The organism is Sinorhizobium sp. CB7, assembly GCF_041357635.1.
In the GTDB taxonomy this organism is placed as follows: Bacteria; Pseudomonadota; Alphaproteobacteria; order Rhizobiales; family Rhizobiaceae; genus Rhizobium.
The window spans coordinates 100,413-115,260 of the sequence record NZ_JAULLL010000009.1 but is presented as its reverse complement, the minus strand read 5'-3'; the positions used below and the strand labels follow the sequence as shown (position 1 = coordinate 115,260).

At 56.1% G+C, this 14,848-nt stretch carries 11 protein-coding genes, 1 tRNA gene and 2 pseudogenes; 2 read left to right on the top strand and 12 right to left on the bottom strand.

Annotated features, from left to right (window positions below; genetic code table 11):
• The first annotated feature begins 60 nt into the window (after positions 1-60).
• Positions 61-134: transfer RNA gene (locus AAE029_RS18090), tRNA-Gln, on the top strand.
• A gap of 342 nt (positions 135-476) precedes the next feature.
• Here the strand turns inward: AAE029_RS18090 and AAE029_RS18085 are convergent.
• A complete protein-coding gene (locus tag AAE029_RS18085) occupies positions 477-926 on the bottom strand; it encodes a hypothetical protein (RefSeq protein WP_371074259.1) in 450 nt (149 codons plus the stop codon).
• A gap of 101 nt (positions 927-1,027) precedes the next feature.
• On the opposite strand from AAE029_RS18085, the pseudogene AAE029_RS18080 reads away from it, so the two are divergent.
• Positions 1,028-1,549: pseudogene (locus tag AAE029_RS18080) on the top strand (IS3 family transposase); the annotation flags it as partial.
• 293 nt (positions 1,550-1,842) lie between these two features.
• Here AAE029_RS18080 and AAE029_RS18075 read toward each other — a convergent pair.
• The 11 genes and pseudogenes from AAE029_RS18075 to AAE029_RS18025 form a co-directional block, all read right to left on the bottom strand.
• A pseudogene (locus tag AAE029_RS18075) lies at positions 1,843-2,146 on the bottom strand (IS3 family transposase); the annotation flags it as partial.
• A gap of 152 nt (positions 2,147-2,298) precedes the next feature.
• Positions 2,299-3,042: a glycosyltransferase family 2 protein gene (locus AAE029_RS18070; protein WP_371074258.1), complete on the bottom strand. Its 744-nt coding sequence runs from the start codon at positions 3,040-3,042 to the stop codon at positions 2,299-2,301.
• Positions 3,039-3,974, bottom strand: coding sequence for a GDP-L-fucose synthase family protein (locus AAE029_RS18065; RefSeq protein WP_371074257.1), 936 nt, complete (start codon positions 3,972-3,974; stop codon positions 3,039-3,041). The genes AAE029_RS18070 and AAE029_RS18065 overlap by 4 nt, the downstream gene beginning before the upstream one ends.
• Positions 3,975-3,978: 4 nt before the next feature.
• Positions 3,979-5,061, bottom strand: coding sequence for a GDP-mannose 4,6-dehydratase (gene gmd / locus AAE029_RS18060; RefSeq protein WP_371074256.1), 1,083 nt, complete (start codon positions 5,059-5,061; stop codon positions 3,979-3,981).
• Positions 5,058-5,987, bottom strand: a complete 930-nt coding sequence (locus AAE029_RS18055) for a glycosyltransferase family 2 protein (protein ID WP_371074255.1) — start codon at positions 5,985-5,987, stop codon at positions 5,058-5,060. The genes gmd and AAE029_RS18055 overlap by 4 nt, the downstream gene beginning before the upstream one ends.
• Positions 5,984-6,916 (bottom strand): NAD-dependent epimerase/dehydratase family protein, encoded by a 933-nt coding sequence (locus AAE029_RS18050; RefSeq protein WP_371074254.1) that lies wholly within the window; start codon positions 6,914-6,916, stop codon positions 5,984-5,986. The genes AAE029_RS18055 and AAE029_RS18050 overlap by 4 nt, the downstream gene beginning before the upstream one ends.
• 53 nt (positions 6,917-6,969) lie before the next feature.
• Positions 6,970-8,844, bottom strand: a complete 1,875-nt coding sequence (gene asnB, locus AAE029_RS18045) for an asparagine synthase (glutamine-hydrolyzing) (protein WP_371074253.1) — start codon at positions 8,842-8,844, stop codon at positions 6,970-6,972.
• A 21-nt stretch (positions 8,845-8,865) separates the two neighbouring features.
• Positions 8,866-10,068, bottom strand: a complete 1,203-nt coding sequence (locus AAE029_RS18040) for a glycosyltransferase (protein ID WP_371074252.1) — start codon at positions 10,066-10,068, stop codon at positions 8,866-8,868.
• A 130-nt stretch (positions 10,069-10,198) separates the two neighbouring features.
• On the bottom strand, positions 10,199-11,356 hold the full coding sequence (locus tag AAE029_RS18035) for a glycosyltransferase (RefSeq protein WP_371074251.1): 1,158 nt from the start codon (positions 11,354-11,356) through the stop codon (positions 10,199-10,201).
• Positions 11,353-14,196: a methyltransferase domain-containing protein gene (locus AAE029_RS18030; RefSeq protein ID WP_371074250.1), complete on the bottom strand. Its 2,844-nt coding sequence runs from the start codon at positions 14,194-14,196 to the stop codon at positions 11,353-11,355. The genes AAE029_RS18035 and AAE029_RS18030 overlap by 4 nt, the downstream gene beginning before the upstream one ends.
• The gene (locus AAE029_RS18025) at positions 14,193-14,804 is read right to left on the bottom strand and encodes a hypothetical protein (RefSeq protein WP_371074249.1); all 612 of its coding nucleotides are present in this window, start codon (positions 14,802-14,804) and stop codon (positions 14,193-14,195) included. Before AAE029_RS18025 ends, AAE029_RS18030 begins: the two co-directional genes overlap by 4 nt.
• Between the last annotated feature and the right edge of the window lie 44 nt (positions 14,805-14,848).

The following is a 14,848-nucleotide window of genomic DNA, read 5'->3' as shown; positions in this document are numbered from 1 at the left end:
TTCGCAATCTTTTGTTTATAAGCGCCGCACACCAGCGAGCCCGCATACGAGCCGCTCTGCTGGGGAATAGTTCAATGGTAGAACAGCGGACTCTGACTCCGTCAATCTTGGTTCGAATCCAGGTTCCCCAGCCAATTGTTTTCATTGTAGCAGCGATCGTTTGGAAATTTCGTGTTGCGCAACGCTGCGACCTGGGACTGCGGATAATTCTGAAGCGTTGGAGCTCTCTGATAATGGGATATAAGAGGGAGCATCGCTCGTCTTCTTCTCCAAATCCTGAGTCATCGTCCGCCAACCGCCATGATTCGGCCGAACAGCAATAGGATCAAGTCGAAGGTGTAAGGACGATGTCGACGGCGGCCGCTAGGTCCATGAGCCGCAGCGGCGAAGTGCGCCGAAGCACCCGGTAACTTCTGGATGAGTTTCAGTGGTTTTCCCGGGAAGGAAAAGGCCCGCCGAAGCGGGCCTCGCAATGCTTATTTAGCGGCGGCTTGGGCGATCCTATCTGGCTCGGTAAGCTCGACGCCCGCAACTCGCCGCAGGCGTTCTGCATAGTCTCCAGATGAGTTAAATTCGGTCGGAATTCGGTCGAGGTATCCTCGAATCTCCGCTAGTGTGCGAGGCCTATGATTTGGGGTGCGTTTCCACCATTCGACAAGATCATCCAAATCTTCGGAGGTCCAGCGGCGCCAGGTAGCTTCGCGTTTGCTGCGGATCGCGTTGATGAAACCGGGCGTTAATGGTGTGTCATAGAGACCCTTTTCGCCAGGATCGACGTACCGGAAGTAAACGGGCAGCGCTTTTACCCTGGCGCCTCGAGAGAAATTCTTTTGCTCCTCAGCATCGCTTGCAAGAAGGGACTCGAAGAAACCACGCCCTCCAGTTTGAAGTCTCGAAATCCGAACGTCAAAATTGGAATCCAGCATATATGCCGTATCCTCTTCTGGATCGTAGACATCGGCAAAGACATGGCCTGGCAATGCCGGCGTGTTGGCCGAGATAAATGCAGCTTTGAGCCCAAGCGCCTCCCGATCTGATCCAGCGCCAGTTCAATGCCGAATGCATGAACCAGAAATGGGTGACGGATGTCACCGAGTTCAGCGTCGCTGGCGAAAAACTCTACCTCTCACCAGTCATGGACCTCTACAACGGCGAGATCATCGCCTTCGAAACAGCAAGACGCCCCGTCTTCAAACTGGTCCAGGACATGCTGGCCAAGGCATTGGATCGCCTCGGCGACACCGAGAGACCCATCCTGCATTCCGATCAGGGATGGCAATACCATATGCCAGCCTGGAGCCGCATGCTTCAAAGCCGCAACATCACCCAGAGCATGCCACGCAAGGGCAACTGTCTCGATAATGCCGCCATGGAAAGCTTCTTTGCCGTCCTCAAATCGGAGTTCTTCCATCCCAACCGGTTCGACAGCATCCAGAGCCTAAAGGACGGCATCAACTAATACATCAACTATTACAATCATCAGCGCATCAAACTGAAACTAAAAGGACTGAGCCCTGTGCAATACAGAACTCAGTCCTTATTATCCTAGCCGATCAACGGTCCAACTTTATGGGGTCAGTTCAAGCAGCGGGCTTTTTCTGTTCTTGATGTCGAGTGTGTGTAAAACGTCCATCGTCCCGATCTTTCGGTGACCTTGCCCGCAAGTTTATCCACCGACGCGATCACCTCAACAAGCTGCCTTGTCATAAGACTATCTCCAGTGCTTGCGCTAGACTTCCAACCTTCTAGGTCTCCTCAGCAAGGCTGACATCACCGTCGGGATACCTAGGTGCGGCAGGATCAAAGGACTGGAGACGCATCGCAACCTCATACGACCGATGCGCCAAAGCGGTGGCGTTCATGGGCGAACACTTTCATGCGCTCGCGAAGACCATGATCCTCGTCGCGTCTAGTCTGATAACGGACAGTCATTCGGCAAAGGTCGATGGCTTTGCACGCCCGCCGTTCGCTCCCCCCATGGTGGCACATTAGACGGACGACAGCTTTCCGCCGGACTGCGTCACCACTTCTTTCCCAAAAGGTCGTTCAAAGCATCATTGTCGAGCATCGCGTCCACCCGGAACCGTTTCAGCCTGGTATTCTCGTCCTCCAGCATCTTCAGCCACTTGGCTTCAGGTACTTCCATGTCGCGCAAAAAGTGTGCAACGGTTCGCAACAATATATGCACGAAAACAACAGCCTAAAGCCTTACTGCGTGAATCTCTTCTCGCGCGACACGCTTTAATGCGTGACCAATCTCCAGCTTCCTGCTTTGCACGACCAATATCGATAGTATCCTTATCCTCTTAGGGACTTGTACCAGACCGCATAAGGCTGGGCGAGCCACCACTTCAATGGCACAGATCCGTAATGCTTTCGGACGGTCTCAATGGCTTCGCGGTAGTGCCGTCTGCGTAACGTGCGGGTCTTGGTCAACTCATGTTCGCGATTCACCGCCGCGAACCGATCAACGAAGGCGAGCGGGCCGGACAGCCGGTAAAGCCGCCACCACAGGTCGTAGTCCATCACCATATGAAGACTGGCATCGACACCGGCCACAGCCTCCCAGGCGGAACGTCTTATCAGGGTGGCGGGCTGTGAAATGATGCAGCGCAAGGCGAGGCGTCGGTCACTGAAGGGCTCGACCCAGACAGCTCTGCGTTTCCCCGAATTTTCCACCACGTTCCACACGCGCCCATATGCCGCCGGAGCTTCCGGATGGTTTGCCAAAGCCTCGAGAAGGCATTTCAAACCGCCGGGCAGAAGCCAATCGTCGCTGTTCAGCCAGCAGACAAAGGGAGCCCTGCCTCGCGCGATGCCTTCATTGATGGCGGCCGCCTGGCCCTCATCGCTGTGGCTGCGCCACCCGGCAAGCTTCGGTTCCCATTTCCGGATAACCTCGAAGGAATTGTCGGACGAGCCGCCGTCCAGCACGAAGACTTCAACTGGGACATCCTGCGCGAAGATCGACTCAAGAGCCTTGTCAAGATACCGCCCCTGATTGAACGACGGAACCGCAATTGTGACAAGCGGCTCCATCATCCTCTTCCGAACCGGGACTCGAAATCGGCATAGGCCCGCGCAATACCATCGCTAAGCGATGTCTTCGCCTTCCACCCGAGCGCCGACAAACGGTCAACACTCATCAGCTTGCGCGGCGTTCCGTCCGGCTTCGTCTGGTCGTAGACAATCTCAGCTTCGAAGCCGATGATCCTCATGACAGTCTCGGCAAGTTCGCGGATCGTAATGTCTTCGCCCGTTCCAATATTGAAGAGCCCCTCGCTGACGTCCCTCTCCATCAAAAAAACGCAGGCGTCAGCCATGTCGTCAACATAAAGGAACTCGCGCATTGGCCGACCAGACCCCCAGACCACCAGTTGCCGATCACCTCGGACTTTGGCCTCATAGACCTTTCTGATCAGAGCCGGCAGCACGTGGCTCGTGTTCAAATCGTAGTTGTCGTTCGGCCCGTACAGGTTAGTTGGCATCGCCGAGACATAGCGGGTTCCATATTGCCGATTGTAGCTCTCGCACAGCTTGACACCCGCAATTTTGGCGATCGCATAGGGCTCGTTCGTCTGCTCCAAGGGGCCAGTCATCAAGTATTCCTCGCGAATGGGCTGCGGGCAGTCACGAGGATAGATGCAGCTCGAGCCGAGGAAAAGCATGCGCTGTGCACCAGCTTGCCAAGCGGCATGAACAACATTCGCTTCGATCATCAGATTCTGGTAGAGGAACTCGGCGCGGTAGATATTGTTGGCATGGATGCCGCCAACCTTTGCCGCTGCCATGAAGATATAATCCGGCCTCTCCGCCTTCATAAATTCGGCAACGGCCGCCTGATTGGCGAGATCCAGTTCCTCGTGGCTTTTAACGACGATGTTCGTGTAGCCGCCGGCCTTCAGCCTCCGGACAATGGCCGAGCCCACCATGCCCCGATGGCCAGCAACATAGATCTTCACGTCTCTGTTCATCGGATCACTCGTGGTAGTCGTATGCGGAAAAGCCGTGGCGCTTGACGAGTTCGTCGCGCTCGGCCGACTTCAGGTCTTCACGCATCATCTCGGCGACCAGTTCCTTGAAAGTGATCTTGGGTGCCCAGCCGAGCTTTTCCTTCGCCTTGGTCGCATCTCCGAGGAGGGTCTCCACCTCGGTCGGCCGGAAATAGCGCGGATCGACTGCAACAATGCACTTACCGCTAGTATCATAGCCCTTTTCGTCGACGCCCTCTCCCTTCCAGGAGATCGAAAGGCCGATCTCGCGGGAGGCGGCATCCACGAATTCGCGCACGCTGTATTGTACGCCGGTGGCGATGACGAAGTCTTCAGGCTGTTCCTGCTGCAGCATAAGCCACTGCATCTCGACATAGTCCCTTGCGTGGCCCCAATCACGCTTGGCGTCGAGATTGCCGAGATAGAGGCAATCCTGCAGGCCAAGCTTGATACGGGCAAGTGCACGCGTGATCTTGCGCGTCACAAATGTCTCGCCGCGAACCGGGCTCTCGTGATTAAAGAGGATGCCGTTGCAAGCATAAATGCCGTAAGCTTCGCGATAGTTGATCGTGATCCAATAGGCATAAAGTTTGGCGACCGCATAGGGTGAACGCGGGTAAAAGGGCGTCGTTTCCTTCTGCGGGATCTCCTGGACAAGACCGTAGAGTTCCGAGGTTGAAGCCTGATAGAAGCGGGTCTTTTTCTCAAGGCCGAGAATGCGGATCGCTTCAAGGACACGCAGAGCGCCGAGCGCGTCGGAGTTCGCAGTATATTCCGGCTCTTCGAACGAGACGGCAACATGCGATTGGGCGGCGAGATTGTAAATCTCGTCCGGTTGAACCTGCTGGATAATGCGGATCAAGCTCGATGAATCAGTCATGTCGCCATAATGCAGGACGAACCTGCGCTGCGCCTCATGCGGATCCTGGTAGAGATGGTCGATGCGATCGGTGTTGAAGAGCGAAGCACGTCTCTTGATACCGTGTACTTCATAACCCTTGCGAAGCAGAAATTCAGCGAGATATGATCCATCCTGCCCCGTAACACCAGTGATAAGCGCTTTCTTCATTTTTCCTTGCTCTCTCTTAATGAAGCCTCGAAGGATGCGTCTGCCCTTCTATGACGCGCAAGATAGGCGTAGTGAAGCCTGACCCGCCTCTGGAGAGAGACTGCCTCAACGCCGCTGCGCGCCCTCACTTCGGCCATTTCCTGTGCGCCGCGGGCAAGGAAATCAGCCTGCGACTTCTGCATTCCATGCACTCTGAAAACTGCAAATAGCTCCGGGACATGGTGGAATTCAGCTCCCGCCTCCATGAACCTGAGTATCAGATCCCAATCCATCGCAAATCGGAACCTTGTATCAAATCGCCCCCCGGCCCGTTCCCATATGGCTCGGCGCCAGAACATAGTCTCCTGTGGCACATAATCCACCAAGCGCAATACGTCCTCGTCGTGGTCGGGTAGTACCCAGCGACCGACTTCACGGTCGTGTTCATCCACAATGAGCCGATTGCCATAGATCACGTCTGCAGACGGATGGTCGCGAAAATATCGTCCGACAAGCCCAAGTGTTCCCGGCAGCCAGAAATCATCCGAGTTCAGATACGCCATGATCTCTCCGCTCGACCGGGCAAAGCCTCGGTTTAGAGCGTCGGTCTGTCCATTGTCGGCCTCGATACGGATATCCACGCCCGACTGCCGATAGCGTTCGAGGATCTCCCCGGTGCCATCTCCCGACTGCGCGTCCTGGACGACATATTGCAGCCGTGGATAGTTCTGACCGACCACACTCGAGAGAGTCGTCACGACGAAAGGAGCCTGATTGAACGAGGGCGTGACCACAGATATCTGCGGTAAATCCACCTCTTCGTCCGCTCTCGCAAGACGCGTTACAGAGAGGGGACGCGGCGGATATTGATATAGCCGTCCAAGGCGAATTTTTGCAAGCTGCCTCAAGGTTACGCCAATGCCTAGGGCAGAAAGCTGCGCCTTCATTTTAAACCGTGCTCATATTTGAACCATGAGACGTAACGTGAAAGGCCATCGCGCCAATTGATCTGCGGTTTCCACCCCCATTGCAGCGCCCGCCGAATATCAGCCTGATAGTCCCGTGGATCGCCCGGCCGTATTGTTCCACAGAATTGAGGGCGATCCCCGCGCCCCATCAGTGCAAAAAGCTCATCAACCACATCGCCCACGGACACCGCGACGCCGGCGCCACCATTCACCACGGGGCAGAACTGAGTTGCTCGATCGCCCGCTGCGATCATCAGTTCCGCCGCATCTGCAACGTGCAACCAGTCCCGCGTTTCGTGCCCTGTACCAAAAAACTCGCTCTCATTCTCGACAATCCGCCGGCATGCGTCCCAAAGAAGCTGCTTGCGGAAGCCTTCTCCGTATATCGAGAAGAGCCGGACGATAGCTGCCCTTAGGTTGAAAAGCCGTGCGTAATCACGAACCATGCCCTCGGCGACTTTCTTATGGACACCGTAGGGGGAAACGGGGTTCAGAGGCAAATCTTCCGATATAGGCAACTGGCCCGCAATCCCATACACAGCAGCGCTGGAGGGATAGACCAAAGAGGCTTCGGGACATGACGTGCGCATGAATTCCAGCACCGATACGGTTGCGCCCACCGTCCTTTGGAAATCAAGCTGCGGTGCTGAAACCGAATGAGCGACAGAACCGCTTCCAGCGCAGTGTATAACCAGAGACGGACGCGGACCGAAGGAACGCAACGTTTCCGGCGATATCTCGGTGGCCTGCCACGACGTCACACCCCATTGCGCTGCGTCGCGATCTCCCCATGAACCGTGACCTATCCCGTGCACTTCCCAACCACGAGTTGCCAACATGAGGGAAACGTGGCGACCGATTGAGCCATAGGCTCCAGTCACCAAGGCGATCCTTCTTTTCTCCTGCACTCAGTAGTCCTTTTCTTCGGCAATCGCACGCGCAACCAGGCGAGCTGCACCAATCAGTTGACGGCTTGATAACTCGACCTGGAGGCATTCCGAGGAACTCCTTGAAGCTCCTGCGGCAGTTGCCCTTCTAGATGCAACCTTGACCAGCATTCAAGCAAGACGAGCTTGTAGCGGAAAAATAAATCAAAGCCGCCGAGACCAGCCCGCACCTTGTCCAGGTCGATGAGTCCTTGCCTGACCAAAGCACCATCTTCGATCAACGCTGAGAAACGGCTGACAATACCATTCATCCAGTCCCGGACGGGCGGCGTGAACCCTTGCTTCTTTCGGGACAATACATCGGCTGGAAGCGCATCCCGCAAAGCCTCGACCAAAAGCCATTTGTGAGGCTTGTTCCAGTCTTCAAGGCCGTCATTGCGCATGCCCATGACACGGTCGACCAATTCGACATCAAGAAGCGGCAATCGCCCTTCTACCGAATGTGCCATCGTCATGCGGTCAATCAGAGCCAAGCAGTTCGAGCGAAGCCAGGTACGGTTCAGTAGGTTGGTAATCGCTAGATGCAGCGGCTGTGACAAATCCAGGCTCGCCTCCTGAAGCCAATAGTCCTGCGGAAGCTTCTCCCCGACGGATGCCGGCATAAGCCTGCGCGATTGACTGTTGCCATTGCGAAGATCGGCATGAACACCAAAGAAATCAGGCTTTGGTGCCTGCGATTTCCGCACGAAGCGATGCCACCAGGGCGCTGGGGGTGTCCTGCTCGCAATGATTGCCTCATTGCGTGACATCGCATCCCGGACCCACTCGTAACCCCAAAAGAATTCATCGCCCCCCAACCCGGACATCAAGACCGGGTAGCCCGCCTCTCTGGATGCCTTGGCTATGCTGTAGTATCCGAAAGCCGCAATGTCGGCGATCGGCGTGTCCATCGCCGCAACGAGCATCGGAAAGCTCTCTATCACATCCGCCGTGTCGAGTTCGACTTCGGTGAAGCCTATGCCCAATTCCTCGGCCAAGGTCTTTGCAAAATTCCTCTCATCGGTATCAGGGCGCCCCTTATAGCCGACCGTAAACGCGTGAAGCTGTCCAGGGAAATGCCGGGCAGTCAAAGCCGCCACAAGGCTGGAATCGATGCCGCCCGACAAGGCAACCGCCACCGGAACGTCAGCCGTGCCCATGAGCCGGCAGGCATTGTCCAGGATCTCTTCAGTCACCGCCACCGGATCACGCGGATCCTCGTGCACCTTGGAAAGGTCCCAATATGGGCGGGGCTGGGCATCGAGCTCATCGTGTTTCAGCAGCAGGTAATGGCCCGCCGGTAGTTGTTCGATACCTTGAAGAGGCGTTACGGGTTCGGGAATATATTGGAACGTCAGGAAAAGGTTGAATGCCTGGGGTGTCAGTTTGAGCGGCTCATCCATCGAAACTGCAAGGCTGCGTATCTCGCTTGAGAACCAAAGCTGTTTGCTCTCCTCTCGACGAAGGTACAGCGGCTTTTCCCCCAAGCGATCACGCGCGAGCAGAAGGGTCTTCTTTCTACCATCCCAAAGTGCAAAAGCGAACATGCCACGGAGTGTCGAGAGGCAGTCGACGCCGTATTCTTCATAGGCGTGGATAATGGTTTCGACATCGCTCAACGATGCAAAGCGATGGCCCCGCATCTGAAGATCCTCACGCAACTCCTTGTGGTTGTAGATTTCACCATTGCAGACAATAGCTATGGTCCGGTCTTCATTGAACAAAGGCTGCTTGCCGCCGGCCAGATCGACAATCGAGAGCCGACGCATGGCAAGCATGACGTTCTCGTCCCTGAAAACGCCTTCCGAGTCGGGGCCACGATGCTCCAACAACTGGCTCATCCTGCGCACCGCCTGCTCCTGCGGCGCCGTAACGGGGGCAAGGGAGATTAGTCCGCTGATGCCGCACATATTCGCTGCTCCTCTTCCTTGTCAGTTCGTTAGTTCAAAGGAGGCGGCCTCCTTCACAATCCGAACAAAGTCGCGTGCCGACTGGATTCGGACAGCGTCTCTTCGCGCGATCGCCGCCCGCTCTTGTTCGACTGCCGGTCCCGGCGCCATAGTTGTCCATGCAAAAGCCAGCTTTTGAGCAAGGTCTTCCGCGTTCGACTTCTCGAATAGAATGCAGTTCGCCAGCCCATCAAGCTGCTCAACATGTACCGGTATGTCGGACGCAACGATCGGGCGTCCCAAAGCCTTAGCATCTTCAATCACGGTGCTCCACCCCTCAAAAAGCGAGGGCTGAACGACGGACACTGCCGCGCGGAAGAGCTCGGCCTGATCCCCGCGAGGCACGACACCAAGTAAGCGTATCTGCGCCAGCAGCCCCCATGAAGCGAGCATTTGCATCAGCTCGTTGAAGTATTCCGGATCGCGCCTATCGAACTGCAGCCCGGTGCAGACGACAAACACCTCCGTCCCACGCTCCTTCAGCAACTTTAGCGCCTTGAATACCGTCAGATGGTCCTTGTGTCTCCAGAAATGATTGGCGACGTAAAGAAACCTTTGCGGCAACTGATACCGCGTCAGCGTCGCATCGCAGTTACCCCCGGGATCGGTGTGAAGACTGCTGCTGAATGACCAGACACGCGGCTCCACAGCCGCAGCCGGGTACAGCTTGCGAAAATCGGCAAGCGCCGCCTCGCTCGACAAGACCAGAAGTCCCCGAGAAGCTGCAATCTGATCGATCGCTCCCCTGCGAGCCGCAATCTCGCCCCTATCGAACAGTTCGGGGAAATGAAAGAGCTGGAAGTCGGGAATCCAGTATAGATTGTTGCGCCAACGCTGCCATGCATCAAACGCCGGGAAGTAGACATGTCTCCGAGCGGCAGGTGTCAGCTTCGCAAACAGAGGCCATCTCCTGACGGCTGCCCGATGAAACCGGCGCGTTCGCGCTGCAATATCGGAGAAGCCAGACGGGGGCAGACTTCCGGCTACGACACTATGGCCAAAAAGCTTCCTTGCCAAGGAAGTCCGCGGGGATGAGAGAAGCTTCAGGTGCACTTCCGGGCGCTCGTCATCAGGAAGTGACGACAGGGCGGCGAGAAGGTTATCAATATAAATTGCCCCTCCAAGCCACTGTTGATCCTCATGGAACTCCAAAACTAGAACTGGCTCCGCCCCCTTGTTAAGCACGTTCCTTCTCTCAGCTTCCGTTCCCTGCAAATCAAGCGAACTGTCTGGAGTTTCACTAGTGTAATGTCACATCGACGGGCTGACCGGCAAGCAGACGGTCTCCAATATTTCGGATCCGATAGATACGCAATCAAGAAACCCGCCGCAGCTCTATTGCTTTGTGCATAATTCCAACGAAAGTCCACCCTGCACTCACAATGAGTTGGTTCATCTCGCTTTGCGCACGCGACTCCGCCTCGGGGTCGGGGCCCGCGGTCAGTGATGGCCAGGCTTCCGCCAATTGCCGCGCCAGCTCCCCGTCCGAGAGCGGAGTGAAATATGTGGTCCCAGCTCCCGGGTTCTGCTCTCGATGAACCGGAATGTCCGACAAGAAGATCGGACGGCCGATCGCGCGCGCGTCTTCCACCACCGTGCTCCACCCCTCAAAAAGCGAAGGCTGGACAATAGCCGCAGCATGGCGGAAGATATCAACCTGCTCCTTCCGGTCTATCAGGCCGAGCAAATACACCTGATTGGCAAGACCCGCATCTGCAATGAACTTGGTCAAACTGGCAAAATGCGACTCATTGCGCCGATCTGACTGAGCGCCCGTACAAACAAGCGGGATCGTCATACCATGCTCGTCACGAAGGCGCGCGAGCGCCTTCAACGCCGTGATATGATTCTTGTGTGTCCAGAACTGGTTAGGAAGGTAGAGATATTTAGATGGTAACCCGTGCTTATCAATAGTCGCCCTGGACGCGGGCTGCGTCGTGTCGATGAGCGAGCGGAAATGCCAGACCTTTACTGTGGCGCGGTGACCTGGAAAAAACCTACTGAAATCTTCGGCGGCTACGTCGCTACTGACGACAACGATCCCGGGCTTTGTTGCGATGGCCTCAATGGAGCGGTCCCTGGCAGCAAGCTCTTCCGCCGAGAACAGGTGAGGAAGGTGCCTGTGCTGGAAATCCGGTATCCAGGATACAATCGTCGCACCTTCCGCTTTGGCGCCAAAGCCGGGATAGATGACATCAATCCGGGATTCCTCGTCACGTTTCAACCTAAGCCGACGCATCAAGCGACCGGCAAGCCCTGATCGCCGTTTTTCAAACAATCGGCGATTGTCGCTCTCGCCAAGGAGACGCTCTATCGCCTGGGCAGCCCCGAGGAGATGAACTTGGGGACGCTCCGATCCCGTCAATCGGGTAAGGGTGACCGCCAGGTTTCTGAGATAGAGGATCCCTCCCATCCAGTTCGGGTCATCAATCAGTTCGATGCCGATGTTAAGGCGCTCTGCCCGCAGTGTCATTCAGCTACCTTCTCTCTAACAGCCCTGCGCCAGGCGATGGTATGCGAGAACTTCGCAATTGGGTTCCATGCATAAAAGAAGAGACGCCTCAGTTTTGATCGCTCAGAGAGGCCATCGAAGCCAAGAGTAGTAAAAGCATACCACTCCTCACATGCAAGACGACGAACGATGCGCCGCTCCAAAAGCTCGGGCAGTGCGAGACCGCATCTTTCGACGCTCTCGGCTTTGAAGGGACCGGGTGCCGCTGCAAAATAGAGTGGCAATCGAATAAGACCTGGAAATTCTTCCGGCCTGCAAAGAACATCGACGCCGTCCCGCCGGCTTGCCGCAGCAAAGCGCGCGAACGTTCTGCGCTGGCCTCCTATCACATTTGCGATCCGCCACGGCAGCGTCAAAATAACATAAATGGGCAGCATGAATGGGCGCGCGGGCGTACGGAGCGCGAAATCCACGAGCACCCTCTTGATTAGCCGCAGCCGAATGCGCCGACGAAGGTCGGGAGGCGCGTGCCGGCCAACGAAACGCCAGTGATCTACGACATTGCTCATCGAACGGCGGGAAAAAGCCTCCCGCCAGATCGAACGAAAGCTAGACCGGCCCGTAGTCGGCCTTATGCCCGTTTCTTCGATATGCGCCAAAATGCGAGTCTCGTAGCAGACGCCGAGACGAAATCCCGATTGCTTGAGACGATAGAAGAACTCGTAGTCGGCCAGATAATGCGGTAGTAGCACCGCGTCCACATTTCCGGCCGCACGGATCATGCGCAGCGGAATCAGACTTCCGCGTCCGGGAAGGACATCGACATCATCGCAAAAACGTTCGCCTGGTTCGACTGAATGCTTGATTGGAAAGGAATAGGTCGCCCAATCGATATACTCGCCGGCGTCAAGCGTCTTCCGCACATCACGGCTGTCGACTATCAAGGCACCCACTGCGGCATCGTAGAGCCGCGATGCGTCGGCAAGCTTTTCGACGTAGTCGGCGGGAATCTGGGTGTCGTTGTTCATCAACAACACCAAGTTGTCTCGATTTCCGCTGTCCTTCAATGCGAAGTCTATCCCCATGGCCGTAGACCCGCTCCACCAAAGCTCGGTGTTCGACGTCAGCACGACAACATCAGGAAATTCGGCTCGTATGGCATCCGGCGTGCCGTCGGTCGATCCCCCATCAGAAACCACAATAACAAGCGGCTCATAGGTTTGAGCTTTCAGGCATTGGATACAATCACGCGTAAACTGCAGCCGGTTGAAAACCGGAATAACAGCATAGACCCTGGGTTTGTCCTCCGTATCTGGCGCGGCAACGGTCGACTTCAGCGAAGTTGCGAGAAAGCGACGATTCCGAACAACGAAGGCCGCTTCATCGAGCGCCTCGCCTCCGCCAAACTGCCGTAGCTCAAGGCAAAATGTATCGCCGGGCGAAATTGCCGCGATATCGACAGCGACAGGGACCCAATTCCCTGCAGCTAATGAAATCTCTTGCACCTCAATACCGTCTAGGAACACGCTAATCCGCTTCGCGCCTGAGCTACCGTCGAGAGGTAGCGACACGTCGAAGGCTACCGCGTCGCTGCCTTGGAGCCGGTGCAGGAACCATCGACCTCGCTGATAGGCAGTTCGCGCTTGATGAAACTTGCGAGGCAGGCGCCACCCATTCAGTAACTCGAATTTTGTTCCAGTCTCCCCAGGGAACGGCAGGTCGACATATTTGGCCGGTAGCATCGGCGCGAGCTTGCTTACCGCATTGGACGCCGACGTCATCCACGAGACATATTCATCCGCTTGGAGCACGCCAGCCGTCTGCAGCCGTGCTGGTTCAGGCCAACGCTCCTTGAGCCGGACCTTCATGGCGATGGATCCACTGCGCTGGGCCAACATGGGACCGTCGGTGTCAAGGTCCCAGGATCTAAGTTCAGTCAGAGTGCCGCCCTCAGGCGCATCGTAGAGTGTGTGCGTGAAAATCTCCACATCGACCAAGTCACGGTGCTTGACAAATGTCGACGCAAAGTCCGAAAAACGGGGAATGCCTTCGTTCACTCCAAGCAGAACGGCTACGTCACGATCAAATGTCTGGAGCTCCAACTCGTCGCCTGCGGCACTTGGCCTGAACGAATCACAGGTGGTGATCAACACGCCACCGGGTCTGAGCACGCGCAGGGCCTCGCTTATCGCGGCCGGGATGTCGCGCATGTGGTGAAGCGCAGCGTTACAGAACACAGCGTCAAAACTCGCAGTCTTGAAAGGCAGGCAATGCGAAAAGCCGCCAACCCAACGGATGTGCGGAAAGTTCTGCTGGCCCCATTCCGCCAGCAGAGGTGAGAACTCCAATGCCGTGACGTCCGCGCCCCGCAGGAAAAGCCTGTGGCTATCGAAGCCCAATCCCGCCCCCACATCCAAGACCTTCTTGCCTTTTAGACCGACACGTGAGGTCAGATGGGCGATTTCCTGCCACTCACCGTAGCGGTTCAGAAAATGGGGCTTCATCGCATTAGACATCGATTCAATGAAAGCCGCTTTGTCGCTGGCTCCATCATAAGCCGCTAGAAGCCGCTCCCACTCCTCTACGATGGCCGGCGTAACATCAAAACGGCCGCGATTTATGAGGTTCGCGGCGATCTCAATAAGGCTCAGAATATCTTCCCGTTCATATTGCCCAAAATACGGAATGCCAAGAGCAGATGGGAATACAAAACCACATTGCGTGCAACTGCACACCGGCTCCGCCGTTGTCGCAAGTATTGAGTGGGGGTGCACATCGCCATCGCAGTTGATGCATCTAAGGTCATTGGTCGAGACCAATCCTCCCACCGCATATCCTCGCCCAACGTCCGTCTCGCTCATTTCGGCTTTATCCCATCGACGATCAAAGACGTATGGGTGATTTGGCGAGAAACGAAGTCGTCCCGTATCGAATCAGGAACTGATTCAACGATCTTCTCGTAAATTGCTGGATCCCGGTAGATCGACGGGTGGAGAGGCCAATTCGCGTATGAGCGGATGATATAGCCATGCTCGTCCTTGCCACTATAATTGGAATGGAAGATACCGCGTTCGTCCCACCAATCTTGGAGTTCAACCTGAAGGCCGCAGCCCGACATGAGCTTGGTCATCAACTGATAGTTATAGTCTACGAGGTGATTGTGCTCCGCGGCCTTGGACCCCGTCGCGCTTACAACGTCCGCTATATACGCTGAGGCATGAAACACGTCCGGTACAGCGAGCCTTAATCGTCCACCCGGCCGCAAGAAGCGGAAGCACAGGCTTGTTGCCTGTTGCGCCTGCGTCCACGTCAGGTGCTCCCACACATGCTCCGCCAGTATATTGTCGACGGAGTCCGGCTGAAAAAGCGAGTGCCAATTCTGCTCCGACGTGGCATCAAGTTCCGACTGATGCAGATGCCGCCAGCCTTCTTGGCGTTCGCTAGCGACACCAATTGCAACACGCAGCATTTGCCTATCCATACCGTTCCTCACAATTATCCCGACTGAACCCT

Bases quoted from the DNA above. Each gene is read 5' to 3' on its own strand.
- AAE029_RS18085 (WP_371074259.1), bottom strand. From the start codon at position 926: ATGCTGGATTCCAATTTTGACGTTCGGATTTCGAGACTTCAAACTGGA.
- AAE029_RS18070 (WP_371074258.1), bottom strand. From the start codon at position 3,042: ATGATGGAGCCGCTTGTCACAATTGCGGTTCCGTCGTTCAATCAGGGG.
- AAE029_RS18065 (WP_371074257.1), bottom strand. From the start codon at position 3,974: ATGAACAGAGACGTGAAGATCTATGTTGCTGGCCATCGGGGCATGGTG.
- gmd (WP_371074256.1), bottom strand. From the start codon at position 5,061: ATGAAGAAAGCGCTTATCACTGGTGTTACGGGGCAGGATGGATCATAT.
- AAE029_RS18055 (WP_371074255.1), bottom strand. From the start codon at position 5,987: ATGAAGGCGCAGCTTTCTGCCCTAGGCATTGGCGTAACCTTGAGGCAG.
- asnB (WP_371074253.1), bottom strand. From the start codon at position 8,844: ATGTGCGGCATCAGCGGACTAATCTCCCTTGCCCCCGTTACGGCGCCG.
- AAE029_RS18035 (WP_371074251.1), bottom strand. From the start codon at position 11,356: ATGACACTGCGGGCAGAGCGCCTTAACATCGGCATCGAACTGATTGAT.
- AAE029_RS18030 (WP_371074250.1), bottom strand. From the start codon at position 14,196: ATGAGCGAGACGGACGTTGGGCGAGGATATGCGGTGGGAGGATTGGTC.
- AAE029_RS18025 (WP_371074249.1), bottom strand. From the start codon at position 14,804: ATGCTGCGTGTTGCAATTGGTGTCGCTAGCGAACGCCAAGAAGGCTGG.